The 25,602-nt window shown below is 62.3% G+C and carries 23 protein-coding genes; 6 read left to right on the top strand and 17 right to left on the bottom strand.

From position 1 onward, the window contains the following. From GPA21_RS01095 to GPA21_RS01075, 5 genes are all read left to right on the top strand, one after another. A partial coding sequence (locus GPA21_RS01095) for an EamA family transporter (protein WP_168986362.1) occupies nucleotides 1–217 on the top strand: 217 nt, incomplete at its 5' end. Between the two features lie 95 nt (nucleotides 218–312). Continuing rightward, nucleotides 313–777: a DUF3429 domain-containing protein gene (locus GPA21_RS01090; RefSeq protein WP_168986361.1), complete on the top strand. Its 465-nt coding sequence runs from the start codon at nucleotides 313–315 to the stop codon at nucleotides 775–777. Between the two features lie 107 nt (nucleotides 778–884). Next, on the top strand, nucleotides 885–1,073 hold the full coding sequence (locus GPA21_RS01085; protein ID WP_339379863.1) for a DUF2256 domain-containing protein: 189 nt from the start codon (nucleotides 885–887) through the stop codon (nucleotides 1,071–1,073). Next, nucleotides 1,070–2,596: a cryptochrome/photolyase family protein gene (locus tag GPA21_RS01080; RefSeq protein WP_168986359.1), complete on the top strand. Its 1,527-nt coding sequence runs from the start codon at nucleotides 1,070–1,072 to the stop codon at nucleotides 2,594–2,596. Before GPA21_RS01085 ends, GPA21_RS01080 begins: the two co-directional genes overlap by 4 nt. 539 nt (nucleotides 2,597–3,135) lie before the next feature. Beyond that, entirely contained in the window at nucleotides 3,136–3,687 is a 552-nt protein-coding gene (locus tag GPA21_RS01075; RefSeq protein WP_168986358.1) for a GNAT family N-acetyltransferase, read from the top strand. 76 nt (nucleotides 3,688–3,763) lie between these two features. On the opposite strand, the gene GPA21_RS01070 is transcribed toward GPA21_RS01075, so the two are convergent. From GPA21_RS01070 to GPA21_RS01060, 3 genes are read right to left on the bottom strand one after another with little or no spacing between them, the layout of a single operon-like run. Beyond that, nucleotides 3,764–4,066, bottom strand: coding sequence for a cytochrome C oxidase subunit IV family protein (locus tag GPA21_RS01070; protein WP_168986357.1), 303 nt, complete (start codon nucleotides 4,064–4,066; stop codon nucleotides 3,764–3,766). Nucleotides 4,067–4,082: 16 nt separating this feature from the next. Continuing rightward, nucleotides 4,083–4,694, bottom strand: a complete 612-nt coding sequence (locus GPA21_RS01065; protein WP_246261663.1) for a cytochrome c oxidase subunit 3 — start codon at nucleotides 4,692–4,694, stop codon at nucleotides 4,083–4,085. Between the two features lie 39 nt (nucleotides 4,695–4,733). Further along, nucleotides 4,734–4,961 (bottom strand): DUF3079 domain-containing protein, encoded by a 228-nt coding sequence (locus GPA21_RS01060; RefSeq protein WP_168986356.1) that lies wholly within the window; start codon nucleotides 4,959–4,961, stop codon nucleotides 4,734–4,736. 255 nt (nucleotides 4,962–5,216) lie between these two features. On the opposite strand from GPA21_RS01060, the gene GPA21_RS01055 reads away from it, so the two are divergent. After that, a complete protein-coding gene (locus tag GPA21_RS01055) occupies nucleotides 5,217–6,533 on the top strand; it encodes an enoyl ACP reductase FabMG family protein (protein ID WP_168986355.1) in 1,317 nt (438 codons plus the stop codon). Between the two features lie 67 nt (nucleotides 6,534–6,600). Here the strand turns inward: GPA21_RS01055 and GPA21_RS01050 are convergent, their stop codons facing one another. The 14 genes from GPA21_RS01050 to dnaA form a co-directional block, all read right to left on the bottom strand. Then, a complete protein-coding gene (locus GPA21_RS01050) occupies nucleotides 6,601–6,966 on the bottom strand; it encodes a PilZ domain-containing protein (RefSeq protein ID WP_168986354.1) in 366 nt (121 codons plus the stop codon). A gap of 88 nt (nucleotides 6,967–7,054) precedes the next feature. Then, a complete protein-coding gene (locus GPA21_RS01045) occupies nucleotides 7,055–8,575 on the bottom strand; it encodes a class I SAM-dependent DNA methyltransferase (protein ID WP_168986353.1) in 1,521 nt (506 codons plus the stop codon). Nucleotides 8,576–8,854: 279 nt separating this feature from the next. Continuing rightward, nucleotides 8,855–9,436 (bottom strand): DUF4276 family protein, encoded by a 582-nt coding sequence (locus GPA21_RS01040; RefSeq protein ID WP_168986352.1) that lies wholly within the window; start codon nucleotides 9,434–9,436, stop codon nucleotides 8,855–8,857. Further along, on the bottom strand, nucleotides 9,433–10,626 hold the full coding sequence (locus tag GPA21_RS01035) for an AAA family ATPase (protein WP_168986351.1): 1,194 nt from the start codon (nucleotides 10,624–10,626) through the stop codon (nucleotides 9,433–9,435). The genes GPA21_RS01040 and GPA21_RS01035 overlap by 4 nt, the downstream gene beginning before the upstream one ends. Before the next feature lie 207 nt (nucleotides 10,627–10,833). Beyond that, nucleotides 10,834–11,697, bottom strand: a complete 864-nt coding sequence (locus GPA21_RS01030) for a DUF3800 domain-containing protein (protein ID WP_168986350.1) — start codon at nucleotides 11,695–11,697, stop codon at nucleotides 10,834–10,836. Continuing rightward, nucleotides 11,694–13,388 (bottom strand): restriction endonuclease subunit S, encoded by a 1,695-nt coding sequence (locus GPA21_RS01025; RefSeq protein WP_168986349.1) that lies wholly within the window; start codon nucleotides 13,386–13,388, stop codon nucleotides 11,694–11,696. The genes GPA21_RS01030 and GPA21_RS01025 overlap by 4 nt, the downstream gene beginning before the upstream one ends. Beyond that, nucleotides 13,385–16,162 (bottom strand): type I restriction endonuclease subunit R, encoded by a 2,778-nt coding sequence (locus tag GPA21_RS01020; protein ID WP_168986348.1) that lies wholly within the window; start codon nucleotides 16,160–16,162, stop codon nucleotides 13,385–13,387. Before GPA21_RS01020 ends, GPA21_RS01025 begins: the two co-directional genes overlap by 4 nt. 178 nt (nucleotides 16,163–16,340) lie before the next feature. Beyond that, on the bottom strand, nucleotides 16,341–17,066 hold the full coding sequence (locus GPA21_RS01015) for an RES domain-containing protein (protein WP_168986347.1): 726 nt from the start codon (nucleotides 17,064–17,066) through the stop codon (nucleotides 16,341–16,343). After that, complete coding sequence (locus tag GPA21_RS01010) at nucleotides 17,026–17,406, bottom strand: MbcA/ParS/Xre antitoxin family protein (protein WP_168986346.1); 381 nt, start codon at nucleotides 17,404–17,406, stop codon at nucleotides 17,026–17,028. The genes GPA21_RS01015 and GPA21_RS01010 overlap by 41 nt, the downstream gene beginning before the upstream one ends. Before the next feature lie 362 nt (nucleotides 17,407–17,768). After that, on the bottom strand, nucleotides 17,769–19,571 hold the full coding sequence (locus tag GPA21_RS01005) for a potassium/proton antiporter (RefSeq protein ID WP_168986345.1): 1,803 nt from the start codon (nucleotides 19,569–19,571) through the stop codon (nucleotides 17,769–17,771). Between the two features lie 92 nt (nucleotides 19,572–19,663). Continuing rightward, nucleotides 19,664–19,984: a hypothetical protein gene (locus tag GPA21_RS01000; RefSeq protein WP_168986344.1), complete on the bottom strand. Its 321-nt coding sequence runs from the start codon at nucleotides 19,982–19,984 to the stop codon at nucleotides 19,664–19,666. 94 nt (nucleotides 19,985–20,078) lie between these two features. Continuing rightward, nucleotides 20,079–22,565: a DNA topoisomerase (ATP-hydrolyzing) subunit B gene (gene gyrB / locus GPA21_RS00995; RefSeq protein WP_168986343.1), complete on the bottom strand. Its 2,487-nt coding sequence runs from the start codon at nucleotides 22,563–22,565 to the stop codon at nucleotides 20,079–20,081. Nucleotides 22,566–22,739: 174 nt separating this feature from the next. Further along, nucleotides 22,740–23,846 (bottom strand): DNA polymerase III subunit beta, encoded by a 1,107-nt coding sequence (dnaN, locus tag GPA21_RS00990; protein WP_168986342.1) that lies wholly within the window; start codon nucleotides 23,844–23,846, stop codon nucleotides 22,740–22,742. Nucleotides 23,847–23,912: 66 nt separating this feature from the next. Next, nucleotides 23,913–25,331 carry a chromosomal replication initiator protein DnaA gene (gene dnaA / locus GPA21_RS00985; RefSeq protein WP_339379862.1) on the bottom strand — a complete coding sequence of 473 codons (1,419 nt, stop codon included), beginning with the start codon at nucleotides 25,329–25,331 and terminating at the stop codon, nucleotides 23,913–23,915. Nucleotides 25,332–25,602 lie beyond the last annotated feature (271 nt).

The following is a 25,602-nucleotide window of genomic DNA, read 5'->3' as shown; positions in this document are numbered from 1 at the left end:
GTTCGAGATGGGCGTGACCTTCATGCTGTGGCTTGCGGCAATGCGCTCGGCCACCAACGTATCGCGCGTCGGCAACCTGATCTTCCTGTCGCCGTTCCTGTCGCTGATCTTCATCTACGTTTTTCTTGGCGAACGCATCGTGGCAGCGACCTGGATCGGCCTGGCGATGATCGTCGTCGGCGTCGTGTGGCAACAATCCGGGCGTCCGCGCCAATAGGTTGGCCCAGGTGTTGAGTTACTCAGTTGTCTAGGACAAAAAGAACTATAATTTAGGTTGAGAACGCCCGATCCCTACCCCAAAGGACAATCGCGATGCTTGCCCTGAACAATTCCCACATGCCTTTCTCGGCACGCTGGCTTGGCTTCAGCGGTTTGTTGCCTTTCATTGGACTTGCGGTCGCAGCGCTGGTGGATCCGATGCGTGCCACGCTGTGGAACCATGCTCTTGTGGCCTATGGGGCGATCATTCTGAGCTTCGTTGGTGCGCTGCACTGGGGCTTTGCGATGACTGCGGGCGGCCTGTCGCAGGGCGAGCGGACCGGTCGATTCGCATGGAGCGTGATGCCGGCGCTGATTGCCTGGGCCGCGCTGCTGCTGGTGGGCGCTTCTGTGCTGTTCGCAGCCTTGCTTCTGCTCGCCGGTTTCTGGCTGCACTACCTGCAGGACCGTGTGCTTGCGCACCGCGCCGACCTGCCGGCCTGGTATCTGCCCTTGCGGCTCACACTGACCTCGGTGGCGAGTGTGTGCATCGTGGTCGGTGGCATGGCCGCCGCCTGAGGAGCCGTTTGCAGGGCGCTCGCAATAGCGGTGGAGCCGAAACAGCTGGTGTGGTTCAAGTATTACCTCAGAGTGCGTGAATACCGCCCGTTGGCCGAGGCCCGCGCATGTGGGCAGGTTCTTGCCCTGTTGGACGTGGGCCAAGAATGACGCACACCAAGTCACATCTGCCCCACAAGCTGTGCGCCAGTTGCGGGCGTTCCTTCGCTTGGCGGCGGAAATGGGCGCGGGTGTGGGATGAGGTGAGATATTGCTCGGAACGCTGTCGCCGCGACCGGAGCCGGGCCGGAAAATGACGACATTGCGCCTGTTGCTGGGCGACCAGCTGAATGCCGCCCATTCGTGGTTTCGCACCCCGGATCCGCAGGTGATCGTGGTGATGATGGAGGTCCGTAGCGAAACCGACTACGTCATCCATCATGCGCAGAAAGTGCTCGCAATCTTTGCTGCGATGCGGGCATTCGCCGCTGCGCTGCAGGCAGCCGGACACAGCGTGCATTACCTTCGTATCAATGATCCGGCCAACCGACAGGATTTCCGAGCCAATCTGCAGTGGCTGAGTCAGAAACATGACGCCACGCGATTCGAACGTATCGAAGCAGACGAGTGGCGGGTCGATCGGGTGCTCGAAGACGCTGCGCTCGATCTCGGCCTGCCGACCGGCGTGGTCGACGCCGAGCATTTTCTCTGCGTCCGCAACGAGCTGGCGGCGTTCTTTTCCGAGCGTGTGCCGCGCATGGAGTATTTCTACCGCGAGATGCGCCGCCACCACCGCGTCCTTCTCGAGGTCGGCGGCAAACCGGTGGGCGGGCGCTGGAACTTCGATGCCGACAACCGTGCCCGCTGGCCGGGCGACCCACTGGCACCGGACTGGCCATGGCAGCCGGCAGATCTCAGCGAACTGTGGGACGAGATTCGTGAAGCCGGCGTGCGCACGATGGGCGAGCCGAATGCCGCTGCGTTGGCCTGGCCGCTATCGCGGGCCCAGGCCCGGGTCGGGCTCGCCGCGTTCGTCAATCGGGTGCTGCCGCATTTCGGCCGCTTCCAGGATGCGATGGGCCGGGGCCAACCCCTGCTGTTCCATTCTGCACTGTCCTTCGCACTCAACACCAAGATGCTGCATCCGCTCGAAGTCATCGACGCGGCAGTGTCGGCGTACGAGACCGGCCGGGTGGAAATAGCGGCCTGCGAGGGTTTCGTGCGCCAGATCCTGGGCTGGCGGGAGTTCGTTCGCGGCGTGTACTGGGCGCGGATGCCGGGTTATGCCCGCTCGAATGCGCTCGCCGCCGATCGGCCGCTGCCGCGCTGGTACTGGACCGGCGAGACCGATATGGCCTGTCTGCGCCATGCGATCGGCCAATCCCTGCAACTCGCCTACGCCCACCATATCCAGCGCCTGATGGTCACCGGCAACTTCGCCCTGCTCGCCGGTTGTGACCCCGACGAGATCGATGCCTGGTATCTCGGCATCTACATCGACGCCTTTGAATGGGTGGAAATGCCCAACACCCGCGGTATGAGCCAGTTCGCCGACGGCGGACTGGTCGCGAGCAAGCCCTACGCTGCCTCGGCAAGCTACATCGGTCGGCAGTCGGACTACTGCAAGTCCTGTCGTTACGATGCAGGAAAGCGTCATGGCGATGGCGCCTGCCCCTTCAACTCGCTCTACTGGGACTTTCTGCTGCGGCACGAAGCCGAGTTCGGCGCCAATCCGCGCATGGCCATGCCCTACAAGGCTTGGCGACGTATGTCGGAGTCCGAGCGCGAGGCCACGCGTGCCGAGGCACGCGAGTATCTTTCGCGACTCGACGCCCTGTAATGAGCTTCACCCAGCTCGCGACCGGATTCTGTACAGCGCGAGTGAGGTGGGTCAAGTTCAGCGCTGTCACGCACTGCTAACATTCCTTGCACCGTATGGCCGTGGCCCGCGTGTGCGTCGGCCTCCGTCCGCTGGACCAACTGATCCCCGATAGGGAAGCGTCATGATCCGATGTCCAAAATGTGGTGACACGAACTGCCGCTCCACGCCTTGGCAGAGTGAAACCGAGAGGCTGGAACACAAGAAAACGCGGGTTTGGCGTTGCCATTCTTGCCTGCATCGCTTTTACCATCGCGGTGACGGCCTGCTCGATCGCATTCGCGACAATCCAGTTGTGGCCACTGTTGGCGGGAGCACCTTGTTCGTCGTGCTTACGGTAACCGTCGTCATGTTCTTCTGGAGTGGGCGCGAGAGGGAAGAGCCGGATCGCTGGCACTCGGAGAACCAACCCCGCTCCACCGAGCCGGCAGTCAGCGGGGGTGTTCAGGCGCTGCCGCGCGGCACGCTTTTCGGCCGACCCCATTCCGACAGAGAGCGTGATGATGGAAATCCGCCTGCCGAGAACTGATGAAGCGCCCGCCTTCTTCGCGCTGGTCGAAGCGAATCGAGCCCGGCTGAAGCAATGGCTTCACTGGCTGGACGACCATGTCAGTCTTGACGACACGCGTCGTCATATCGATCACTTTGCGCGCCTCTACGAGACTCGCGAGGCCTTTCATCTCGGCGTTTTCGATGCTGCGCAAATGTGCGGCATGGTATCGCTGCAGAACATCGACTGGCTCAACCGGAAGGCCTCTTTGGGCTACTGGCTTGGCGAACAGTGGCTGGGCCGTGGGTTGATGACGCAGGTCTGCGGCACCTTGATCGACTACGCCTTCGATGAACTGGAGCTGAACCGCCTCGAAATCCTCTGTGCGACCGGCAACCACCGCAGCAAGCGCATCCCGCAGCATTTCGGGTTCAGGCTGGAAGGGGTGATGCGCGAGGCCGAGTGGCTGTACGATCACTGGGTGGATCAGGAGTTGCACGCATTGCTCAGGCGAGATTGGCTGAACCGCCCTATGGCTGGGCTTCATGATCGGACCGGTTGAAGTTCTGCAACTCGAAGGCTTCCGGACTTACGGGACGGCTAAATAGGTGTGCAGCAGGTCGGACCTTCGCATCGGCTTACAAGCTGGTCCAGCGGGCGATGTCGTCGCCCCAGAAGGCGGTCAGCAACAGACAGAACGGTACGAATCCGACGAACAGGCGCACCGCCCAGCGGATGAAGGGAGGTGCGTCGTGTGCCTCGATGAAATAACGGGCAACCAGGCTGGCCTTGAGCCAGACCATGCCCGCAATCACCAAGGGCAGCCACGCTTCGTCGTTGAATGTCCGTCCCGCGGCGATGCTCGCCAAGGTGAGCATGACCAGGGCGGTCCATGCGAGAAAGAGCGGCGAATAGGCGGTGTTGGGGTGGAGGGGCGACATGTCTATTCCCAGTTGTTCAGACGAGCACATAAATCAACGAGAAGATGATCAGCCAGATCATGTCGGTGACGTGCCAATAGCTGGCGAGCGCCTCGAGTCCCGAGTATTCGCCGGGACCGTAGGCACCGACGATGTTGCGTGCCAGTACCCAGACAATGCCCAGAATGCCCCAGAAGCCGTGCACAAGATGGGTCAGCGTCAGGTAATAGTAAACGGTAAAGAAGATGCCGGAGTCGCCCCTGATGCCGTGATCCAGGTTCCAGCGGAATTCGAGATACTTGACCAGCGGGTAGCCCAGGGCGAGCACCAGGCCGCCGCTCAGCCAGGCGATGGAGTGGCGTCGTGCGCCCTTGCGGATCGCGACGACCGACATCGCGATGAACAGACTGCTGGTGAGCAGCAATAGCGTGATCGTGGTGCCGGCCGCCAGCGACAACCGACTGTGTCCGGCTTCGAAGGCCTCGGGGAAGTGTGCGCGCGCGACGAAATACACCGTGAAGAGCACCGCAAACTCGACGAACACGCACACGATGCCGGCCCAGATACCCTTGTTGCCGGGTATGCGCCAGGCTGGGTGACCAGCGGGTGTCGGATCGAGGCCGACGGCTATGTTTGTGGGAGCATGCATGATGGATGTGCTGCGGGCGTGAACAGTCAGGCGTCGTGTTCAGGCCGGGGGGTTAGCGGGACTTTTGTGCGCGGAGGGATCATCTGCTTCGTCAAGGTCCAGCCCCCAGTCGCCGTGCAGATACCAGTCCTCGCCGATCAGCTCGGCCGGATGCAGGGTGCGGCCAGAGCCGTTGCCGCACATCAGCGCGTCGGCAGCGCAATACTTGTCGCAACCCCAGCAAATGCGCTCGGGATGCTTCGGGCGGAGCGGGAATTTCTTGGCCATGTCGATTCTCGACGAACGCGCGAACTCGGCCGAGATTCGGCCAACGAGTTCGGATCCGTGGGCAAGAGCATACACATGCACCACACCGGAGCCTTGATGATTCTCAATCGATGAACGCACCCGGATGAAGGGGTCGGATGTTGAGCACGACATGTCGTCCGGTGCCGATGGAGGATGCAAGGTTGGCGTCGCGCGCCAACTCTGTAGAATCGCGGCAACGTTCATTGTGAATTCAGCAACCGGAAGACCATCGACATGACCACACTCACTGCCCTGACCCGTTTGCCGCAAACCCAGATCTTCCGCCCGGGCGACGTGTTCGTGCTGTTCGGCGAGCTTTTCGGCCGCGGCTACGCGACCGGCCTGGTCGAGCAGGCGCGCGCTGCGGGTATGGAAATCGTCGGCATCACCGTCGGCAGGCGGGACGAGAACAACGCGCTGCGTGCGCTGACCGATGAGGAGCTCGCCACAGCCGAAGCCAATCTGGGCGGACGCATCATCAACGTTCCGCTGATGGCCGGCTTCGACCTCGACGCGCCGGCGGGCGAGCCCACACCGACCGAGCTCCTCAACAAGATGACGCTCAAGTGCTGGGAAACCGACACCCTCGATTGGGCGCACATCGAGAAGTGCCGCGAAATCGGCACCCGGCGTTTCCGCGACGCGGTCGCCGAGGTCATGGCGCAGCTCGACGGCATGATCGGTAGCGGGCGCAACGTCTTCTTCGCGCACACCATGGCCGGCGGCATTCCGCGTGCCAAGGTCTTCATGGTCATCGCCAACCGCATCTACAAGGGCCGGGGCGAGCGCTTCATGTCCTCGCAGACCTTGCTCGACAGCGATCTCGGCAAGCTCATCCTGCAGAATTTCGACGAGGTGTCGGCCAACACCTTCGGCCATCTCATCGAAGGCAGCGCCGCGATCCGGGCACGCGTCGAGGCCGAAGGCGGGCAGGTCCGCTACTCCGCCTACGGCTACCATGGCACCGAAATCCTGGTGGACGGCCATTACCAGTGGCAGAGCTACACCAACTACACCCAGGGCTACGCCAAGATGCGGCTCGAACGCATCGCTCGCGAAGCCTGGGACCAGGGCGTCAAGGCCACCGTGTATAACTGCCCGGAGATCCGCACCAACTCCACCGACGTGTTCGCCGGCGTCGAGCTGCCCCTGATCTCACTGCTCGAGGCACTCAAGCACGAGAACGGCGGAGCCTGGGCCGAAGCCCAATGGCAAACCTGCCGCGATCTGCTCGCCGAGGGGGTTACGCTCGAAAGCGTGCTGCAAAAGGTCGCCGACTTCCAGCGCAGCGAGGTGATGCAACGCTACGGCGACTTCGCAGCCTGGCCGATGCCCAACAGCGCCGATCAGGCCGAGCTGACCATCGGCACCTCGGAAGACATCGTCGCGCTGCACAAGGACAAGAAGGCGTTGATCACCGACCATCTCAGCAATCTGGTGCTGGAAGCTACCGGCCGCCTCATCATCGGCGAGTCGTCCGCGCCCAGCGGCCCGGTGCTGTGGCTCAATCACGACATCATCGCCCGTCAGCTCAACGCCTTGCACGGCTGAGCAGGCCACCACGCAAAAGGGCCCGGCATGACCGGGCCCTTTTGCGTCAACCAGCGGTAGCCTGCCCTCAAACAGTGATCAAGGCTGCAAACTCGCGGTGCAACAGCGCATCGTCACCGAGATTCAGCTCGACCAGCCGGCGCAGATGCGTCAGGCTGTCGAGGTCGATCTCGCGGCACACCATGCCGACATGACCGTCCTCGACATGCGCTACCTCGCCGTCCATATGCACCTCGGCGCCCTCATCATCGAGCGGCAGGCTCAGACGGCAAACCTCGCCCAGGGCCGGCGCCATGCCCTCGGGCGCGGTCAGCAGCGCGCCCTTCAAGCACAAGTCGAGCAGTTCGCAAGTGCTTTCGTGACCGGCAACGGAAAAGCGTGCCGGGCTGTGAAACTGGATGCGGGCGAAACGTCTGCGCTGCGTGTCGGGCATTTGATGCCTCATCGGGTGCGAGGATGTTCTGATTTAAGCACAGATGGTCGCGCTTGTTTGCCTGCTTTGCGGATTACGCGGGCATCTCTCACGCGTGATCCTTTTGCTCGAACCTGGGAAGCGCTGCGGCCACGTCGCGGAATGCGCTCAGCGCAGCTTCGAGGTGCTCGATGATCTCCTGCTGCAGCACGTCGGGCGGGGGCAGGTCGTCGAGGTTGTCGAGGCTGTCGTCCTTGAGCCAGAACACGTCCAGGCTCGCCTTGTCGCGGGCGATCAGTTCGTCGTATGTGAAGTGGCGGAAGCGCTCGGTTTCCTGGCGTTGGCGGCGGTTCGCCGGGTTGTAGCAGGCGACGAAATCACGCAGGTCGTCGAGCTTGAGCTGGCGGGTCTTCAACGTGAAGTGCTGGTTGGTGCGCAAGTCGTAGAACCAAACGCCCTGGGTGTGCACCCGGCCGTCCTTGGGTGCGGCGTCGAAGAACACCACGTTGGCCTTCACCCCCTGGGCGTAGAAGATGCCGGTGGGCAGGCGCAGGATGGTGTGTACGTCGCAGGTTTCGAGCAGCTTGCGGCGGATCTTCTCGCCGGCGCCACCTTCGAACAACACGTTGTCGGGCAGCACCACCGCGGCGCGGCCGTCCATCTTGAGCATGCTGACGATGTGCTGGAGAAAGTTGAGCTGCTTGTTCGAGGTCGTGGTCCAGAAGTCCTGCCGCTCGTAGATCAGCGCATCACGGTCTTCCTCGCCATCCTCGTTGGTGAAGGTCATGCTGCTCTTCTTGCCGAAGGGCGGATTGGCGAGCACGTAATCCACGTGCCGCTTTGGCTCGGCAATCAGCGCGTCCGAGCGCTCGACCGAGGGTTCGCCTTCCAGCTCGCCGATGTTGTGCAGGAAGAGGTTCATCAGGCACAGGCGGCGGGTGCCCGGCACGATCTCGTTGCCGTGAAAGGTCTCGTCGCGCAGAAAGGCCTTTTGCGGGCGGGTGAGGCGTGGCGGCTCGTGGCCCAGCCAATCGCCGTGTTTGCGGATCCACTCGCCGGTGCCGGTCAGCCATTCGTTGGCGGCGAGAAAAAAGCCACCGGTGCCGCAGGCCGGGTCGGCGATGGACTTCATCGGCTCGGGACGCATGCAGGCCACCATGGCCTGAATCAGCGCGCGCGGGGTGAAATACTGCCCGGCGCCGCTCTTGGTGTCCTCGGCGTTTTTCTGCAGCAGGCCTTCGTAGAGGTCGCCCTTGGCGTCGGTATCCATACCGACCCAGTTCTCGGCGTCGATCATCTGCACCAGGCGCGCGAGCTTGGCCGGATCCTGGATCTTGTTCTGCGCCTTGAAGAAGATCGCCCCCAGCATCCCGCCCTGCTCGCCCAGCTTGTGCAGCGTGGCAAGGTAGTGCGCCTCCAGCGGCTCGCCGGTCTTGCCGCGCAGCGCGGCCCAGTCATAGCCGCTGGGGATGCGGCTCTCGCGCAGATAGGGCTCCTGCGCGTACTCGTGGGCCATCTTCAGGAACAGCAGGTAGGTGAGCTGTTCAAGATAGTCGCCGTAACCCACCCCGTCGTCCTTGAGGGTGTGGCAGAAGTTCCAGACTTTCTGGATGAGGGCTGCAGTGTTCATGAGGTTGGCTTCAGTGTGACGGCGGCGGATAACAATGAGTGGTACAAATATAGGTTTTTAAATCTGAAAACGGATTGCCGGCTTTTATTATCTGCGGGGGTAGATAACAAGCCTGACCATCATGCGCTGGGTCGGGTGCTGATACAGGGCTGCCGTGAGTGGTTCGACCGAAGGCGTAGCTCCTGTGTTTTCGCGGTGAGCTCCTGTGTTTTGGGACCCGAGCTCCTGTGTTTTGAAGCGGAGCTCCTGTGTTTGCTGGTCAAAAAATGGAACGAGGGCCTACCCTGCCTCACGCAGAATTTCTTCCTCGCAACGGCGGATGGCCGCAACGAGGTTGCGGAAACTTGCAGAGCGGACATTGTCGAGTTGCAGGTGCTTACCGATCGCGCGGGAGCCCGACACCTTTTCGTAGCGATTGCCCGTCAAGGTCCTCAACTCCCGGCTGGGGCTTCCGAGTGCGTCCGGGGACCGGAACTTCCTGTTGTTCTGATGTCGGGCCAAGCCGTTAATCTCGAGCGCTTGCTCGACGGCCTGGAGATCGGCCAGATAGAAAGTCTCCAGCTCCCTGCAGGCAATGCGAACCATGCATCGAGCGAGTTTGCCGGATTTCTCACACAGATCTAGCAAGCCCTGCTTTACCGCTGCGCAGTCCGGGTGGCTGTCCTGGTCGCGAAGGACGATGAAGCGGGCGCGTTCGTTTTGGTATCCACGTATACGCCTCGTGAGCTGCTTTTCGAGATCCTGCTTGCCCTCGAAGTGAATGCAGCGGTAGCGCGTGCCCTCGCTCAGCAGTCTGGGCAGAAGGGATTCCAGCATGACTCGGGCCGATCGCTCTTCCAGGAGAAACACCAACTCCCTCATTGCGGGTCGACTCCGTCGAAGAAGCCCTGCTTCCACAAATAGCCGAGCTGATCGCCTTCGGCGACGTAGGCGGCAATCTGCGCGTTGTCCCTAGCGCGATGAATTTCTGCGCAACCCTGGCGCTTGACGAGCCAGCACACCTCATCCAGTTCCAGCGCATTGAGGAAATCCGGTGAATGGGTGGATACGAACACCTGTCCGCCCCGATTGGCATAGCTACGGAACTCCTCGGCAAGCTCGGACATGAGTTGCGGGTAAAGCTGGTTCTCCGGCTCTTCGACGCACAGCAACGGGTGTGGCCGTGGATCGTGCAGCAGCACGAGGTAGGCAAACATCTTAATCGTGCCGTCGGACACGTAGCGATCGAGAAAGGGCGTCTTGAACGAGCCGTCCTGAAAGCGCAGAGTGAGGTAGCCATCGTCCATCAGCTTTGGCTCGACCGACGATACACCCGGAACGCGGCTCGCCATCGTCGCGAGGATACGGTTGAAGATGGCGGGGTGCTGTTCGTGCAGGTAACGCGCGACCAAGGGTAGATTGTCTCCGGTTTCCGACAGGTGCTCGGTTTCGCCGCTGGCATCCTTGCGCCCACGTGCGGCGCTGATGTGAAAGTCGGATACGTGCCAGTTTTCGATCAGGCTGCGGAAAGCGTTGGCGGCTTTGAAACGTTCAAACTGCCCCAAGCCCTTTATTGCGAGCGTATCCGGTGAAACCCGCTGGTTCTCCCGTTCGAGCTCCTCATCGGTCTTGTTGAAGTCCTCTTCGTTGGTGATCGCGTAACCCTCGCCCTCGACAAAACTCAGGAAGTGATACGGGCTCCCGTAGCGGCCCCGCTTGTAGCGCAGCAATTCCTTGCGAATTACCGGAGCGCCGTTGCGCTCTCCGATTTCCAGCGAATACGTCACCAGCCGCTCTGTGCCGGTGATCTCCATGCGGTACTGAAGCTCGATGAAGATCGCATCCTTCTTCGGGTCGCAGCCCCGGCTCAGCACCTCACCAAAGCGGCCTCGCTTGTCGAGCGCTTGGCGGACGTTGCCCTTGAGGCAGTCGTGGAGAAACCCGAATACGTCGAACAAGGTCGATTTGCCCGAACCGTTCGCCCCCACGACAACAAGGAAGCTCGGGATGTCCTGGAGGTGTACCTCCCGGAATGCCTTGAAGTTCTTCAGTCGGATGGATTCGATCTTCATGTTTGTACCTTGAGGGCGTGGCGGCGTCTTTCGCTTTTCATACCAGAATTTTCAGCGGCATGTTGGCTGGTTCGTCCGCCGGGCCGAGCTTGGTGAGCACGTTGGATTGAGTGTCGGCGGACTGACTTGATCATAAAGTCGTTAGCGCCCTATAATGGATGCAAATGGACTGGGCGTTCCCGGTCGGCGTCATGGCCTCGGTGAGTTTCATCGGGGCCTTTCGCTTTCTTGGGGTGGGTAAACCTTCAGGCCCCAGTTTTCGTACCCTTCCCCGACCTTCGCCCGGCCGCCGCTGCAGAAAAACTTGCGTTTCAGCACGTCGAACGCGCGGTTCTCATGTCCGGGACGCAACACGCTAATCCCGATTGGGCGGGCGACCAGATCAGCAAGCTGCAGACCTGCGGAGTTCACCTTCTTATCGGCAAAGATGATGTCGAAGGGCAGATTGCGGCCAAGCTTGTTCGCTCCCGCGCAGATCCGCCTGAACTCGAGCTCCTGCTCACCGTCCTCCTTCTTGCCCCGGCACTCGACGACGACATGCGTCAGGGTGTCGTCCTGGTTCTTTTCCTGCATCAGCTCGTGCAGGGTTTCGAGGCAGAAACCCAATGCGAGGTGGTAAGGGTTCGACTGAACATCTCCCCGACGTCGCAACCTTTCCTTGTCGATCGCGCAACTGATGAGGATGAAGTTGCTCGACTCGATGATGTCGGTCAGTTCCTGCATGAACGCTTGTTTCCGCTCGCGGCTTGGAAAACGGAACTCCCCTTTCTCCTTGCGGATCTCGTTCTCGTGGAGGATCACCACGTCGTGGCCGAAGCGGTTGAACTTTAGCTTCTGCAGCGCGGGTACCACCCGTTCGCAGTAATGCCGCTTGTAGAACACGCAGAAGGCAAGGACGAACATCGGGTAGTTGGGATCGACCGTCTGCAGGCCGTGGTCGCCACTCTCGTCCACATAGACGATGAAGTTGCTGAATGCACCGCGCGGCAGGGTCGCCTCGGATCTTGCCGCTTCGGCGACCGTCTCATCCTGAAAAAGCGAGAATTGACGGGTGGTTTCCGGTGTACTCATGAGGTCGTTGCCGCCCTGCGGCGACTGCGTCGGGTCGTGTTGTCGTGCGACTCACGCTCTGCACGAATGCGTTCGAGCAGCACACTGGCCGGCTCGTCGGCCGGGTCCTGCGGGACGAGCTGGCCGGAGAAGGCGGCTTTGAGGAGGTTTTGGCGTTGGGCTGCGGATTGCTTCATTGATAGCTCGACCTCGGCAACCTGGATTTCCAGCGCGGCGAGTTGCTCACTGAGTTGTGTGATGATCGCCTCCTGCTCAGCCGGAGGTGGCACGGGGACTGGGAAAGCGCGAAGGATGCTCAAATTGATCGAGGCAAGATTGGTGGTCTGCTTTCCCGCACGCTGAAACCACCGCTTGCCGAAACTGTTTCCGTGGTGGGAGATGAATTCCGAATTGATTGCGTTTAGCCACGGACGCATCCGGAACACGTGGTTCTGGTGGATACACTCGGGGATTTCGTCTCGCCAGACCCATCCGCGCCCCAGCTTGTCGCGATCGCCGCCCTCGTTGAAAAGCACGTCGCCGTTCTTCAGCGCAAGTTCCTCGATGTCGCTCTCGGTAGCTTCGATGGTCTTGATTTCAGAAAGGTCTAGATAGCCCCGCTGGACGTTTGCGACGCGGAGATAGGGTACCTCTCGGACAGACAGACCGGCTTTGAGCTTCGAGCCCTTTGCAACACCGGATGCGATCTCGCCCAGCATGTCCAAGCTTGCCCACACCCACCCCTCCGGCAATTCCGGCAGATCGCGCGTGTCCGGCGCGACAGGTTCCGGATACTTGCTCTGCCAACCCTTGGGAGGGGACTTGCCCTGGGACTCGAAGCGGGCGAGTTGGCGGGCTTCCCAGCGGGCGCGGCGTTCGGTGAGGATGCGGGCGAGCAGTTGGGCGCCGGTCTCAAACCCGTCCGCGCTATCCTCCTGCACGGCGCAGCCCCCGGTTGGCGGGGTTTCGTGCCGACGCCTCTGCCCCGCAGCGAAGGAGGCATGAAATTCCGTCGGCCGGGGGCGGTTTTCGGCGTCAGCGGGTTGCGCCGGGCGAGTGGTTTCGAGCGCAACACGGCGCGCGCGCCAGTCGGCGGTGAGGGCGCCTTCGACCGCGGCCTTGAGCAGCGACTGGCGGTACTGCGTGAGCTTGGCCTGCGCGGCCTTGAGGTCGGCGACGCCGGCATCGAGGTCGGAGAGCAGTTCTTCGAGTTTGGCGACGATGCGGGTTTGTTCGGTGGTTGGCGCGAGGGGTATCGGTAGCAGCGCTGCCTTTGCGCCTGATAGTTCGAGAAAGGTCGTGCCGCTCGCAAGTTCCTCGGCGATGGACTTGGCACCCGTGAGCCAATAGTAGAGAAAGTCCGAGTTGATGCCGAGATGTGGGACAAAACTCTTGAAGCCTTGGTTGGTGGTGACCGGTTGCGCGGCAATAGCGGTGTAGCCGATTGGTGCACGCGAACTGAACAGCACGCTTCCCGTAGGAAGCCACCGTGCGCCAGAGTCGTTTAAGCCCTTCTCAGAGATGGAGCGGGAACCGGACGAGATGTGTTTGCCGACATGTGTGGACATGTCTGCGGGCGTTATCCAGGGGATGTTCCCCCCGAAGTTGGCCGGGTCGCTGGTTGATGGCGTGCCTCCGCCAACGACTGTGGCAACTTCGCCAAGTGTGGTCCAGGTCCAGCTCGGTGGCAATTCCCAACGTGTATCACTCACGCCACCAACTCCTCATTCATCTCCTTCATCAAAGTATCCAGCTCACCCCCCAGCACCTGCCACGCCTTCTGCAGCCCGCCGCGGCTCGCGAGTTCGGCGTAGTCGAAGTCCTCGCGGGTGATCGAGCAGGAGGCGGCGATGTGGTCTTTCATCAGGCGCAGCCACTCCATCTGTTCGGGCGTGAAGGCCGTGGTGCGGCGGGCATTGTGGCGGAAGGTCCAGTCCTGGAAGCGGCGGTCGACCTCGTCGGCGAAGGGGCGCAGCTCGTCGGCAAGGCCGAGCGCGAAGCGCACCAGCGAGACCAGATCGGTGAGCTGGCGGCGCAGGTCGGCGCCGCGCACCTTGCTGCCCTGCACCCGGGCGTAAGCGCTCCACAGGCGCTCGGTGGTGAGCAGCAGCGGCGGGCGGGCGAGGTGGTCGTGCAGGGCCTCGATCATCTCGATGGTGAGCGCACGACGCTGAAAAGGCTGCTGATAGAAGAATGTCAGCGCATCGAGTTCGTCTCGATGTTCGGCGAGCGTGTCGGCAAAACGGCGGATCGTCTCGCGCGCCTGGGCTTCGGCCTGCTCCGAGAACCCCTTGTACAGCAGATCGTCCGGATTCACGTGGTCGATGAGCTGCTCGAGGTCGCGGCGGGCGGATTCCAGCGCGTCGCGCAGCTCGGGCTGGTCGAAAGGCTGGCAGGCCTGTGCGACCAGGGTGCTGCGGGCGGCGGCCAGCTCCTCGCCGGTGAGCGTGTCCTCGCTGCGGGTGATGCCTTGCGCGGCGGCGGTGGCCAGCGCGGCTTCCACGTGACGGTCCGGATTCAAGGCCTCGACCAGCGTCTTGCCGAGCTGACCGACCGTACGGCCGTCGGCCAGCTCGGCCAGGCGGGCGAGGGTTCGCGCGTCGAGCTGCTTCGCCAGTCGAACGAGGCGATTGCCGAGCGAAAGCACCGTGTCGTCGTCGCGGCTGCCGACCGCCACCCCTTGCAGCAAGGCCTTGAGCGGCACGCCGGGCTTGCGCTCGAGCGGGCGGCTCTCGGTCTTGAGCGATTTTTCGACGCCGACCGCGTCGATCAACACGAAACGGCTCTTGGCACCGGGGGCGCTGGCCGAGACGCGCTTGAGGCGGTCGCCATCAAGGCTGCGCACGCCGCGGCCCTTCATCTGCTCGTAATAGCCGCGCGAGCGCACATCGCGCATGAAGAGCAGCACCTCCAGCGGCTTGACGTCGGTGCCGGTGGCGATCATGTCCACGGTGACCGCGATGCGCGGGTGGTACTCGTTGCGGAAGTTCTGCAGCACGCCGTCGGCGTCCTTCTCGGAGTAGGTGACCTTGCGGCAGAAGGCATTGCCCTGGCCATAGACCTCGCGCACGATCTGCACGATGTCGTCGGCGTGGCTGTCGGTCTTGGCGAAGATCAGGGTCTTGGGCGTCTCGCGGCGCTCGGGGAAAATCTCGGTCTCGATCGCGGTCTTCATCGCCTTGATGACGGTGCGGATCTGGTCGGGGTTGACCACCGAGCGGTCGAGCTCGGTGCCGGTGTAGGCGGTGTCCTCGTCGGTCTGTGCCCAGCGACGGCTGCGGGTCTGGCGGTCGCGGTGGTCGATCCACTCGCGGGCGGCGATGGTGGCGCCCTTCTTGGTGAGTTCGGTCTCGATCAGGTACACGTCGTAACCGACGTTCACCCCGTCGGTGACCGATTGCTCGTAGGTGTATTCGGCGACGATGTTCTGGTTGAAGAAACCGTAGGTGCGCTTGTCCGGCGTGGCGGTGAGGCCGACGAGGGAGGCGTCGAAGTAATCGAGCACCTGCTTCCACAGGTTGTAGATGCTGCGGTGGCATTCGTCGATGACGATGAAGTCGAAAGTCTCGACCGGAATCGCCGGGTTGTAGCGCACCAGCTTTTGCTGCGCATCGGTCTGCTGCAGCTCGTTGAGCGAGATGTCCTCGGCCGAATCGTCGATCGGCTCGCCGGAGAGGATCGAATACATGCGCTGGATGGTGCTGATGCACACCCGCGCCGCGGGGTCGATGTTGGGGCCGGCGAGACGCTGCACGTTGTACAACTCGGTGAACTTGCGCCCGTCGTCGGGGGGCTGGAATGCGATGAACTCCTGATGCGCCTGCTTGCCGAGGTTGCGGGTGTCGACCAGAAACAGGATGCGTTTGGCCCCGCCGAACTTGAGCAGGCGGTAGGCGGCGGTGATGGCGGTGAAGGTCTTGCCCGCACCGGTGGCCATGTGGATGAGTGCACGCGGATGATTGTGGGCGAGCGAGGCTTCCAGCCCGGTGACCGCGTTGATCTGGCAGTCGCGCAGGTTCTCCGTGGGCAGGGGCGGCATGGCGCTGCGCAAGCGGGTGCGGAGGGTTTCGGACTGTTCCAGCCAGTCCTTGAGCTGAGCGGGCTGGAAGAAGTGGAAAAGCTCGCGCGAACGCGGTGCCGGGTCGCGGTTGTCGGTGAAACGGATCAGCGTGCCGGTGGCCTCGAACAGGAAGGGCAGCGGCGCATTGTCGCTGCGCCACTTGAGCGCCGCGCCGGCGTAGCGCTCGGTCTGGGATTCGACCATCGTGATGTGTTCGCCAGCCTCGTCGCGCTTGGCTTCGATGACGCCGACCGGACGGCGGTCGACGAACAGCACGTAATCGGCCGGGCCGCTGTCGGTGGGGTATTCACGCACCGCGACCCCGGGCCCGGCGCCGAGGTTGAGCTGCTTCATGTCCTGCACGACCCAGCCGGCCTGTTCAAGGCGGGTGTCGATCCGGCTTCGGGCGAGGGCTTCTGGGGTCATGCTCGGCGGATGGTCAGGACAAACAGGTGGGACTTTAGCGCGAATTGGTCGCTTACCCCAGTTCTCAAGCGACAACGCCCGGATTGCTCCGGGCGTTGTCGCTTGTGGTTTGGTTCCGGTGGCCGGGATTCAGCCGTCGGTTCGAGGGTCGTCAAACATCGCACGTCGGGTAGCTCGGTCACCAGTCGAATGCGAACACCTCATCGCTCAGATCGCGGTGGAACACAATGCGACCGGGCGGCTCCAGGTGCAGGGTCCATGTCTGATCGACGCGAGGGTATGGCTGGGGTGCATGCCGAAACGCGGCGGGAGTCAGTATTGCCAGACACGCGGCAGGCGGGTGTCGCACGGACTGATAGCGGATGATCTCTACGCCTTGCTCACGTGCTTTGCGGGCGAAGGCCTGGGTGGCGCTGTAGTCGGCCGGGTGGGTCCAGTCCGGGCGGTGTGCTTCGAACGGTGCTCGGGTCAGGTCGACGAGTGCTTCGGTTGCTGCGCCAAACAGGAAGAGGGTGACCGGGATCGACTTCGATCGCTCACGCAAGGCGTCGCTGTCGAGCCAGAAGCGCAGGCGCCAGTAGCCCGCCTCGGCCAGGGCTGTTTCGCGAGCCTCCGCACCGTAGAAGACGCCCGGGTCATGCCGGCTGCGAAAGCGCGACCCTTGATCCAGCGGGCGATAGCGAAAGGGTGTCGACAGCAACCAGTGCAGTCCTTTGGCTTCAGCAGGAACAGGGGGTTTGGAGTCCTCGAGAATCTGCTCGAGTGTGGCTTGTGCCCCAAGGTTGCCACCCACGATCTCCATGGTGGCAACCTTATGCTGGGCCTCGACCATGCGCCAGCCTTGCCCCTGCCAGGGCAAGCGCTCAGACGCGAGCTCGATGTGCGTCCAGGTATTCGCCGACACGAACCAGCCCGTCGATGCGCACAATGAGGTTCGCCGGCGCCTGGCCCGAGAAGGCTCGGTTCGGCGCTCTCAGCCATTCCTTGGCGAGCACCTCATCGCCACCGACGAGCGCAAACAGGGACCGGTAGATGCGAACGAGTGCTGCGGAAAGCTCCCACTCCTTTGCCGCTTCACGGAGTTCGTAGGTGCCCGAAAGGAGTCGCGATGCGCTCGACTGGCTGATGCCGATGATCCTGCTGAGCATCGACGGACCCAAATCGAGCCGGCGGCTCACCTCGGCCACTGCGCCTGTGAGCACGCGCGCGCGATCGTTCGGGAGCACGTTCTGGCGGATGCGCATACGATTCTCCAAGTGTAGAGAGCGCTGGAGATATTCTAAGGAATGACTGGGAGGATGGCAAACTGCCAGTGAGAAGAATCGCAACTGTTCCCTGCCAGTAAAGTCGCAAACGTGGCAATACAGTTGAAAACACCGCAGCGGTAGGCTATTGAGCGCTGCCCTGGTACCGTCATCGAGCCAGTGAGAGGAACCGGCAAAGAGCCGCCGGCTCCGGTCTGGCCGGCGTCGCTACCGGCAGGAAGACCGCACTCGACCCCTATGCGCAGACTTACACGCCAGCCAGGCTTGAACTGGGCGAATAAGCGCTTAGCCGCAGCTCAGGCTTTCGATGCAGGCAAGCGTCGAAGACAGAAGGCCCGAAGCTAATCGCCCAACCCCAGCATTCGTGCGAATCGGGTCCGCAGACGCACCTGTGGCCGCCTTGCCTTGCGTACATACGCAGAAGGCCGATCTTCTCCGGTTAGCGCAAGGCCGACTTCGGTGATGGTTTTCCCCTGATGAACCCGTCGCACGACGAAATCGAATTTGCCTAACGGGACCCTGTCGCCAACAACCGGCTGCGCCCCAAGCTCTGACATCAGGAAGTCACCTACTTTCAGATCGGGGGCGATGTCCGTCGAGGGCTGTAAGTCGTAGGCACTGATCAGGTCGACCAAGGGCGCATCGATGTTGACCATGAACTGGCCGAAGTACTCTTTGTCGTCCTGATCTGGCCCTTTGATCTGGGAAAACAGGCGGTCGAGTAGCGTCGTGTACTCGGGCTGCGTAAAGAGATACACCAAATCCCCCGACTGCAGCTGACCTGCATGTTCCGGCTGCATCGATCGTCCGTTGCGCACGACGAGTGAAGGGCGTGCCCAACGGGGAAGTGTGGCGCCCCCGATAACCAGCGGGCTCTCCTCAAGCACTCGGTAGATCAGTAGCTCGTGCTTTGGATTGCCCGGCAACTCGAGCTCGATGCGCTCAAGCGGGCCCATCCTGGATGGCACGATCAGCTTGAGCCAACGCGCAGCAGGCTTGATCGTCCAGCCCTGCACGAGCAGGGAGGTGACGACCATGATGAATGCAACGTTGAGGAAAACCTCCGCACCTTCGACCCCCATGACCGCCGGGAGTATTCCCAGCAGGATGGAGACTGCGCCGCGAAGCCCCACCCAGGCCGTGAAGGTCATCGTTTGCCTGTCATAGCGGAACGGCAGCAGGCAGAGTGCGACCGCAAGCGGACGGCCGATCAACATCAGGAAAAGCCCGAGCAAGAGCGCAGGCAAGAGCACCGAGCCAAATTCCGAAGGCGTGACGAACAGGCCCAATACGAGGAACATCACAATCTGTGCCAACCAGGTCATGCCTTGCTGATAGCGGCGCAAGGCCGAGGCACCCTTCATCGGCCGGTTGCCTGCGACGATTCCAGCGACATAGATGGCGAGAAAGCCGCTGCCGCCGAAATAGGCGGTGATGCCAAAGACGCTCAGTGCGCAAGACATCACCAGAATGGGGTAAAGCGCCTCTTCCAGACGTACACGGTTGACGATTTCAACGATCAGATACCCGCCCAGTGCGCCGGCCAGCAGCCCCAGTCCCATCTGGAGGCCAAAGCCGTGAAGAAAGCTGGTCATCACATTGCCGCGTGTCTCCGCAAGGATCATCTCGATGAACAGAATCGTCAGGAAGATGGCCATTGGGTCGTTCGAGCCGGATTCCACTTCCAGCATCGAGCGCACGCGCTTGTAGATCTTGACGCCGCCCGCGCGCAGCAGGAAGAAGACAGCCGCCGCATCGGTTGAGCTGATGATGGCGCCCATCAAGAGGGCGTAGAGCCAAGGGAGGTCGAACAGAAAGCGTGCAGCTACGCCGACGAAAATTGTGGTTAGGAATACTCCGATCGTGGCCAGCACGAAGGCGGGGGCAGCGGCACGGCGCAGAGTCTGGACGCGCGTTCCGAAACCTGAGTCGAAGAGAATCACCGCAAGCGCGAGGCTGCCGAGAAAGTAAGCGAGCTCTGCATCGTCGAACCGCAACCCGAGCCCGTCTTCGCCCGCAATCAAACCGATGCAAAGAAACACTAGCAGCAGCGGAGTGCCAAAGCGAAAGGCCAGCGCACTCGTCAGGATAGACAATGCAATGAGTCCTGCTCCGACAAGAATCGTGGTGAACATCCAGTCCATTCAGGGCCGTGCCAACAATTGGGAATAGAAAGCGTGCGCAGGGATTCTCGGGCGCCCGCGCGAGGCGCTTCCGAGCGTCAAGGTCGCACCTGTCAGCGCTTGTTGTCGCCCAGCCCCAGCCCGAACAACTGATCGATGGTCAAAGTCAGAGCCAGACCCTGCTGCGGCGAGTCAAGGTCAAGCTCATCTCTGAGCTTTCGGGCCGTCCGGTTGGCCGTCTCAGTCTCCGCAATCCAGAAGAGAATGGTCATCGGGGTCTGGAAGGTCAGCCCGAAGAAAGTCTTGAGCGGCGATTGGCTGATACCGCTTGCCGGCAGGATGGTGACGCCACGGATGCCTTCACGTTCAGCGATGCTGAGAGCCAAATCCGAAACTTCGTCTGTCACGATGGTGATAAGCAATGAAGCAGTCATGTTCTACTCAATGGCCAGGGTTTGGAGCTGTGATTCACACCGACCCTGGCTGAGCCCGGGCGGTTCCGGCACACTTTAGGGCCCACGATCAAGCTCACACGTCGATGTTCCGCGCGTACAAGGCGTTGCCTTCGATGAAGGCGCGGCGGGGCTCTACGTTGTCGCCCATCAGCGTGGTGAAGATCTCGTCGGCGGCGATGGCGTCTTCGATCTGCACACGCAGCAGGCGGCGCACGGCGGGGTCCATGGTGGTTTCCCAGAGCTGCTCGGGGTTCATTTCGCCGAGGCCCTTGTAGCGCTGCTTGTTGAGGTTGCGCTCGACCTCGTTGAGCAGCCAGCGGATGGCTTGGGAGAAGCGCTTGACCGGCTGGCGCTTTTCGCCACGGCAGATCTCGGCGCCTTCGCCGATGAGACCGGAGATGGATTCGGCGGCGGTGCGGATGCTGCGGTAGTCGCCGGAGACCAGGAATTCCTCTTCGATCCAGGCCATGCGGCGGTTGCCATGGTGCATGCGCTCGATGGTCAGGCGCCAGGCCTCGGATTCGTCGTGGAACTCGGCGTAGATGCTGACTTCTTCCGGCAGGTGCGGCTGGATGCGGGCGGCGGCGTCGCGCGCGGCTTCCTCGGACTCGAGGCTGATCGCGATGTCGTGGGCGAGCATGGCGTGCAACACGGCGGGGTCGATGTAGCCGGCGAGGCGGTTGATGACCGCTTCGGCAAGCAGGTAGCTGCGTGCGAGGCCGGACAGGGCCTCTTCCACGATGGGTTCCGCACCTTCGGAGGGAACCAGCGCGGCGCCGTCGAGTGCGAGCTTGAGCAGGTGGGCGTTGAGCTCGGTGTCGTCCTTGAGGTATTGCTCGCTCTTGCCGTGCTTGATCTTGTACAGCGGCGGCTGGGCGATGTAGATGTGGCCGCGCTCTACCAGCTCGGGCATCTGGCGGTAGAAGAAGGTGAGCAGCAGGGTGCGGATGTGGGCGCCGTCGACGTCGGCGTCGGTCATGATGATGATGCGGTGGTAGCGCAGCTTCTCGGGCTTGTAGTCGTCCTTGCCGATGCCGGTGCCGAGCGCGGTGATCATGGTGGCGATCTCCTGGCTTTGCAGCAGCTTGTCGAAGCGGGCCTTCTCGACGTTGAGGATCTTGCCCTTGAGCGGCAGGATGGCCTGGAACTTGCGGTCGCGGCCCTGCTTGGCGGAACCGCCGGCGGAGTCACCCTCGACGAGGTAGATCTCGCACAGGGCCGGGTCTTTCTCCTGGCAGTCGGCGAGCTTGCCGGGCAGGCCGACGCCGTCGAGCAGGCCCTTGCGGCGCGTCATTTCGCGCGCCTTGCGGGCAGCGTCGCGGGCGCGGGCGGCCTCGACGATCTTGCCGCAGATGGTCTTGGCGTCGATCGGGTTTTCTTGCAGGAAGTCGGTGAGTTTGCTGGCGACCACTTCCTCTACCGCGGGGCGGGCTTCGGAGGAGACCAGCTTCATCTTGGTCTGGCTGGCGAACTTGGGGTCGGGCATCTTGACCGAGAGCACGCAGGCGAGGCCTTCGCGCATGTCGTCGCCGCTGATGTCGACCTTCGCTTTCTTGGCGATCTCGTGTTCGTCGATGTACTTGTTGATGACCCGGGTCATCGCGGCGCGCAGACCGGTAAGGTGCGTACCGCCGTCGGCCTGCGGGATGTTGTTGGTGAAGCACAGCACCTGCTCGGCGTAGGAGTCGTTCCACTGCATCGCGACTTCGACCGAGAGCTCGGCATCCAGACCACCGCCGGTGGGAATGCGGGTGGTGCCTTCGGCGTGGAAGATGGTCGGGTGCAGCACGTTTTTGGCGCGGTTCACATACTCGACGAAGCCCTTCACACCGCCGGCGAAGGCGAAGTTGTCTTCCTTGCCGGTGCGCTGGTCGATGAGGCGGATTTTGACGCCGTTATTAAGAAACGACAGCTCGCGCAGCCGCTTGGCGAGGATCTCGTAGTGGAACTCGATGTCGCCGAAGATCTCTTCGTCGGCGAGGAAGTGCAGCTCGGTGCCGCGCTTGGCGGTTTCACCGACGACGCGCATGGGACTGGTCTCGACGCCGTCGACGAGCTCGATCACGCGATCCTGCGGCACGCCACGGTGGAACTCGATGAAGTGCTTCTTGCCGTCTCGCTTGATGCTCAGGCGCAGCCATTTGGACAGCGCATTGACGCAGGACACGCCGACGCCGTGCAGGCCACCGGAGACCTTGTAGCTGTTCTGGTTGAACTTGCCGCCGGCGTGCAACACGCACATGACGATTTCGGCTGCCGAGCGTTTGGGCTCGTGCTTGTCGTCCATCTTGACGCCGACCGGGATGCCGCGGCCGTTGTCGGTTACCGAGATCGAGTTGTCCGGGTGGATGGTGACGACGATGTCGTCGCAGTGGCCGGCCAGGGCTTCGTCAATGGCGTTGTCCACCACCTCGAACACCATATGGTGCAGGCCGGTGCCGTCGGAGGTGTCGCCGATGTACATGCCGGGACGTTTCCGCACCGCTTCCAGCCCTTCTAGCTGCTGGATGCTGGATTCGTCGTAGTCCTCGTTGAGCGGGCGGTTCTGCATTTCTGACATGGTCGATTCCGGGTGATTCGTAAGTGCGGGGTGACTTCCCTATCGGAGGGAGGGTCAGGTCGGCGGTGGGTTGTTGCACATAGCTGTTGCTTGCGTCAGGGGAACCCATCCCCCTCCCTGTTTCCCCCTTGAAGGGAGAGGGGTAAGGTGCCGCCGGTTCTCCGGCGGGAACGATCAAATGCGCATCGGCATCACGACATACTTGAAGTGGGCGTTGCCCGGCACGGTGATCAGGGCGCTGGAGTTGCCGTCGGCCAGATGCCACTCGATCTGTTCATGGCTGACGTTGTTGAGCACGTCGAGCAGATAGGTGACGTTGAAGCCGATGTCGAGCGCATCGCCGTGGTAATCGATCTCGAGCTCTTCCTGGGCTTCTTCCTGCTCGTTGTTGGAGCTGACGATGCGCAGCAGGCCGTCTTCGAGCACCAGGCGCACGCCGCGGAACTTGTCGCTGGTGAGGATTGCGACACGCGACAGCGCGGAGAGCAGCGGGGCGCGGTCGAAGGTGATCGTGGTCGGGTGGTTCTGCGGGATCACGCGCTCGTAATCCGGGAACTTGCCGTCGATGAGCTTGGAGACCAGCTCGATCGGGCCGAAACGGAACACCGACTGGTTGCCGGCGAGCACCACTTCGAGCGCGTCGTCAGCGTCGCCGAGCTGGCGCGCGAGTTCCATCACCGTCTTGCGCGGCAGGATGACCTCGGTACGCGGCAGATCGGCTTCGATGGGCGCTGCGGCATAGGCCAGACGGTGACCGTCAGTGGCGACCATGCGCAGCTCGCCGCCGTCGACGATGACGAGCAGGCCGTTGAGATAGTAGCGGATGTCCTGCTGGGCCATCGCGTAGGAGACCTGGGCGAGCAGGCGCTTGAAGGTCTTCTGGGTGACCTGGAAGCGGGTGCCCTCGCCCTCCGGCAGGTTCATGCGCGGGTAGTCGGCCGCGGGCAGGGTCTGCAGCGCAAAGCGACTCTTGCCGGCCTTGACGGTGAGGCGCTTGTCGTCGAGTGTGAGGTTGACTTCGGCGCTGTCGGGCAGGGCGCGCAGGATGTCCTGCAGCTTGCGCGCGCCGACGGTAAGGCTGGCATCGCTGCCGCCGAGATCACCGGCCGTGGTGGTGCGGATCTGGATTTCGATGTCGGTGGCCAGCATGGTCAGTTGCTCGCCGTGCTTTTCGATCAGCACGTTCGACAGGATGGGGAGCGTATGGCGCTTCTCGACGATTCCGGCAACCGATTGCAGTGGGGCCAGGATTGCATCGCGGGTGGTGGTGAGCAGGTGCATGGCGTCAGTCTGTGTGCAAAGGGATTGAATGGCCGGGCGGGCGACGGTCGAGAGGCCGGTAGGGCATCATCCGCGCAACACCTGGGTCAGGACGTGAACATCGTGGTTGAGCTGGTTGTCGGCAAGACGCAGCTCGGTGATCGTACGGCAGGCATGCAGTACGGTGGTGTGGTCACGCCCGCCGAAGGCGTCACCGATGGCCGGCAACGACATGGGCGTGAGCTCCTTGGCGAGCCACATCGCAACCTGGCGAGGCCGGGCGATGACGCGGGTGCGCTTCTTGGAGTGCATGTCTGCAATCTTGATCTTGTAGTAGTCGGCGACCGTCTTCTGGATGTGCTCGATGCTCAACTGGCGATTGTGTGCGTTGAGCAGATCCTTGAGCGCCTCCTTGGCAACCTCGAGCGAGATCTCGCGACCGTGGAAGCGGGCATAGGCGACCACCTTGTTGAGCGCGCCTTCGAGCTCGCGGACGTTGGAGCGTAGATTCTTGGCGATCAGGAAGGCGACATCGTCACCAAGGGTCACGTCGAGCACCTCGGCCTTCTTCTGCAGGATCGCGACCCGCATCTCGAGTTCGGGGGGCTCGATCTGCACGGTGAGGCCCCAGTCGAAGCGCGAGATGAGACGGTCTTCCAGGCCCTGGATGTCCTTGGGGTAGGTGTCGCAGGTGATGACGATCTGCTTGCGCGCTTCGGTGAGCGCATTGAATGCGTGGAAGAACTCTTCCTGGGTGCGGTTCTTGTTGTTGAAGAACTGGATGTCGTCGATGATGAGCAGGTCGAGCGAGCGGTAATAGCGCTTGAACTGGTCGAAGCTCTTTTGCTGGTAGGCGCGGACGACGTCGGCGTAGTAGTCCTCGACGTGGACGTAACGGATCACCGCGCGCGGGTTGTGCTGGAAAACCGAGTTGCCGATGGCGTGTACGAGGTGGGTTTTGCCGAGGCCGACCCCGCCGTAGATAAAAAGCGGGTTGTAAGAGGTGCCGGGATTCTGGGCAACTTGCATTGCCGCGGCGCGAGCGAGGTCGTTGGCGCGGCCGGTGACCAGGGTCTCGAAGGTGAAATCCGGGTTGAGGCGGGTCTTTTCGTAGAGCGCTTCGGCCTGGTTGGGGATGTCCTCGTTGCGTGCGGCCGGTCGCGCTGTGGCGCGTCTGGCCTCAGGCGCGGGTGTCGTGGCGGTGGGCGCGGCGGTGTCCGCAACGGCGTCTCGTTTGGCAGCCGGTTTTGTCGCTGTGTCGGCGAGTGACAACTCCAGTGCGATCGGAGCGCCGTGAAACTCTTCGCCGAGCTCGCCGATGCGGCGCAGATAGCGCTCGCGGACCCATTGCAGCACGAAGCGGTTGGGTGCGAACAGGCGTAACGCCGGCTGGTCGCTGGCTTCAGCGCACTCGACCTGCAAACCCTTGATCCAGGTGGCAAACTGCTGGTGTGGCAGTTCGCTTTCGAGACGCGACAGGCAAAAGGACCAGAGTTGTTGGGTCACGATGGAGTTGATGGCGTGCTGGGTCTGAAGAAAAAAGCAAGGCCGAACCCCTGCGTCCGACGGTTGGCCGGACGTGCGCGAACACATGGTTCGGGAGAGGCCTCGCACCGTCGTGTTGTCGCAACCCGCTAAATCTCGTGGGTCGGCAGGGCGCGAAGCATTTGAATTCTACCCTGCTGGAGCGGACTTATCCACAGATCAAGCCAAAAAATGTGCTTGACAAACAGGATTTTATAGATTTAAATGCCGCGTTTGACTTCAACACTGGCCA

The sequence above is a fragment of the Azoarcus taiwanensis genome, from assembly GCF_012910885.1.
GTDB lineage: Bacteria > Pseudomonadota > Gammaproteobacteria > Burkholderiales > Rhodocyclaceae > Azoarcus_F > Azoarcus_F taiwanensis.
The sequence above is the reverse complement of the archived record's forward strand: the minus strand, read 5'-3'. Positions and strand labels throughout refer to the sequence as shown.

Coding starts and splice junctions, on each gene's coding strand:
- GPA21_RS01090 (WP_168986361.1), top strand. CDS start 313: ATGCTTGCCCTGAACAATTCCCACATGCCTTTCTCGGCACGCTGGCTT.
- GPA21_RS01085 (WP_339379863.1), top strand. CDS start 885: ATGTGGGCAGGTTCTTGCCCTGTTGGACGTGGGCCAAGAATGACGCAC.
- GPA21_RS01080 (WP_168986359.1), top strand. CDS start 1,070: ATGACGACATTGCGCCTGTTGCTGGGCGACCAGCTGAATGCCGCCCAT.
- GPA21_RS01075 (WP_168986358.1), top strand. CDS start 3,136: ATGATGGAAATCCGCCTGCCGAGAACTGATGAAGCGCCCGCCTTCTTC.
- GPA21_RS01070 (WP_168986357.1), bottom strand. CDS start 4,066: ATGTCGCCCCTCCACCCCAACACCGCCTATTCGCCGCTCTTTCTCGCA.
- GPA21_RS01065 (WP_246261663.1), bottom strand. CDS start 4,694: ATGCATGCTCCCACAAACATAGCCGTCGGCCTCGATCCGACACCCGCT.
- GPA21_RS01060 (WP_168986356.1), bottom strand. CDS start 4,961: ATGGCCAAGAAATTCCCGCTCCGCCCGAAGCATCCCGAGCGCATTTGC.
- GPA21_RS01055 (WP_168986355.1), top strand. CDS start 5,217: ATGACCACACTCACTGCCCTGACCCGTTTGCCGCAAACCCAGATCTTC.
- GPA21_RS01050 (WP_168986354.1), bottom strand. CDS start 6,966: ATGCCCGACACGCAGCGCAGACGTTTCGCCCGCATCCAGTTTCACAGC.
- GPA21_RS01045 (WP_168986353.1), bottom strand. CDS start 8,575: ATGAACACTGCAGCCCTCATCCAGAAAGTCTGGAACTTCTGCCACACC.
- GPA21_RS01040 (WP_168986352.1), bottom strand. CDS start 9,436: ATGAGGGAGTTGGTGTTTCTCCTGGAAGAGCGATCGGCCCGAGTCATG.
- GPA21_RS01035 (WP_168986351.1), bottom strand. CDS start 10,626: ATGAAGATCGAATCCATCCGACTGAAGAACTTCAAGGCATTCCGGGAG.
- GPA21_RS01030 (WP_168986350.1), bottom strand. CDS start 11,697: ATGAGTACACCGGAAACCACCCGTCAATTCTCGCTTTTTCAGGATGAG.
- GPA21_RS01020 (WP_168986348.1), bottom strand. CDS start 16,162: ATGACCCCAGAAGCCCTCGCCCGAAGCCGGATCGACACCCGCCTTGAA.
- GPA21_RS01010 (WP_168986346.1), bottom strand. CDS start 17,406: ATGCGCATCCGCCAGAACGTGCTCCCGAACGATCGCGCGCGCGTGCTC.
- GPA21_RS01005 (WP_168986345.1), bottom strand. CDS start 19,571: ATGGACTGGATGTTCACCACGATTCTTGTCGGAGCAGGACTCATTGCA.
- GPA21_RS01000 (WP_168986344.1), bottom strand. CDS start 19,984: ATGACTGCTTCATTGCTTATCACCATCGTGACAGACGAAGTTTCGGAT.
- gyrB (WP_168986343.1), bottom strand. CDS start 22,565: ATGTCAGAAATGCAGAACCGCCCGCTCAACGAGGACTACGACGAATCC.
- dnaN (WP_168986342.1), bottom strand. CDS start 23,846: ATGCACCTGCTCACCACCACCCGCGATGCAATCCTGGCCCCACTGCAA.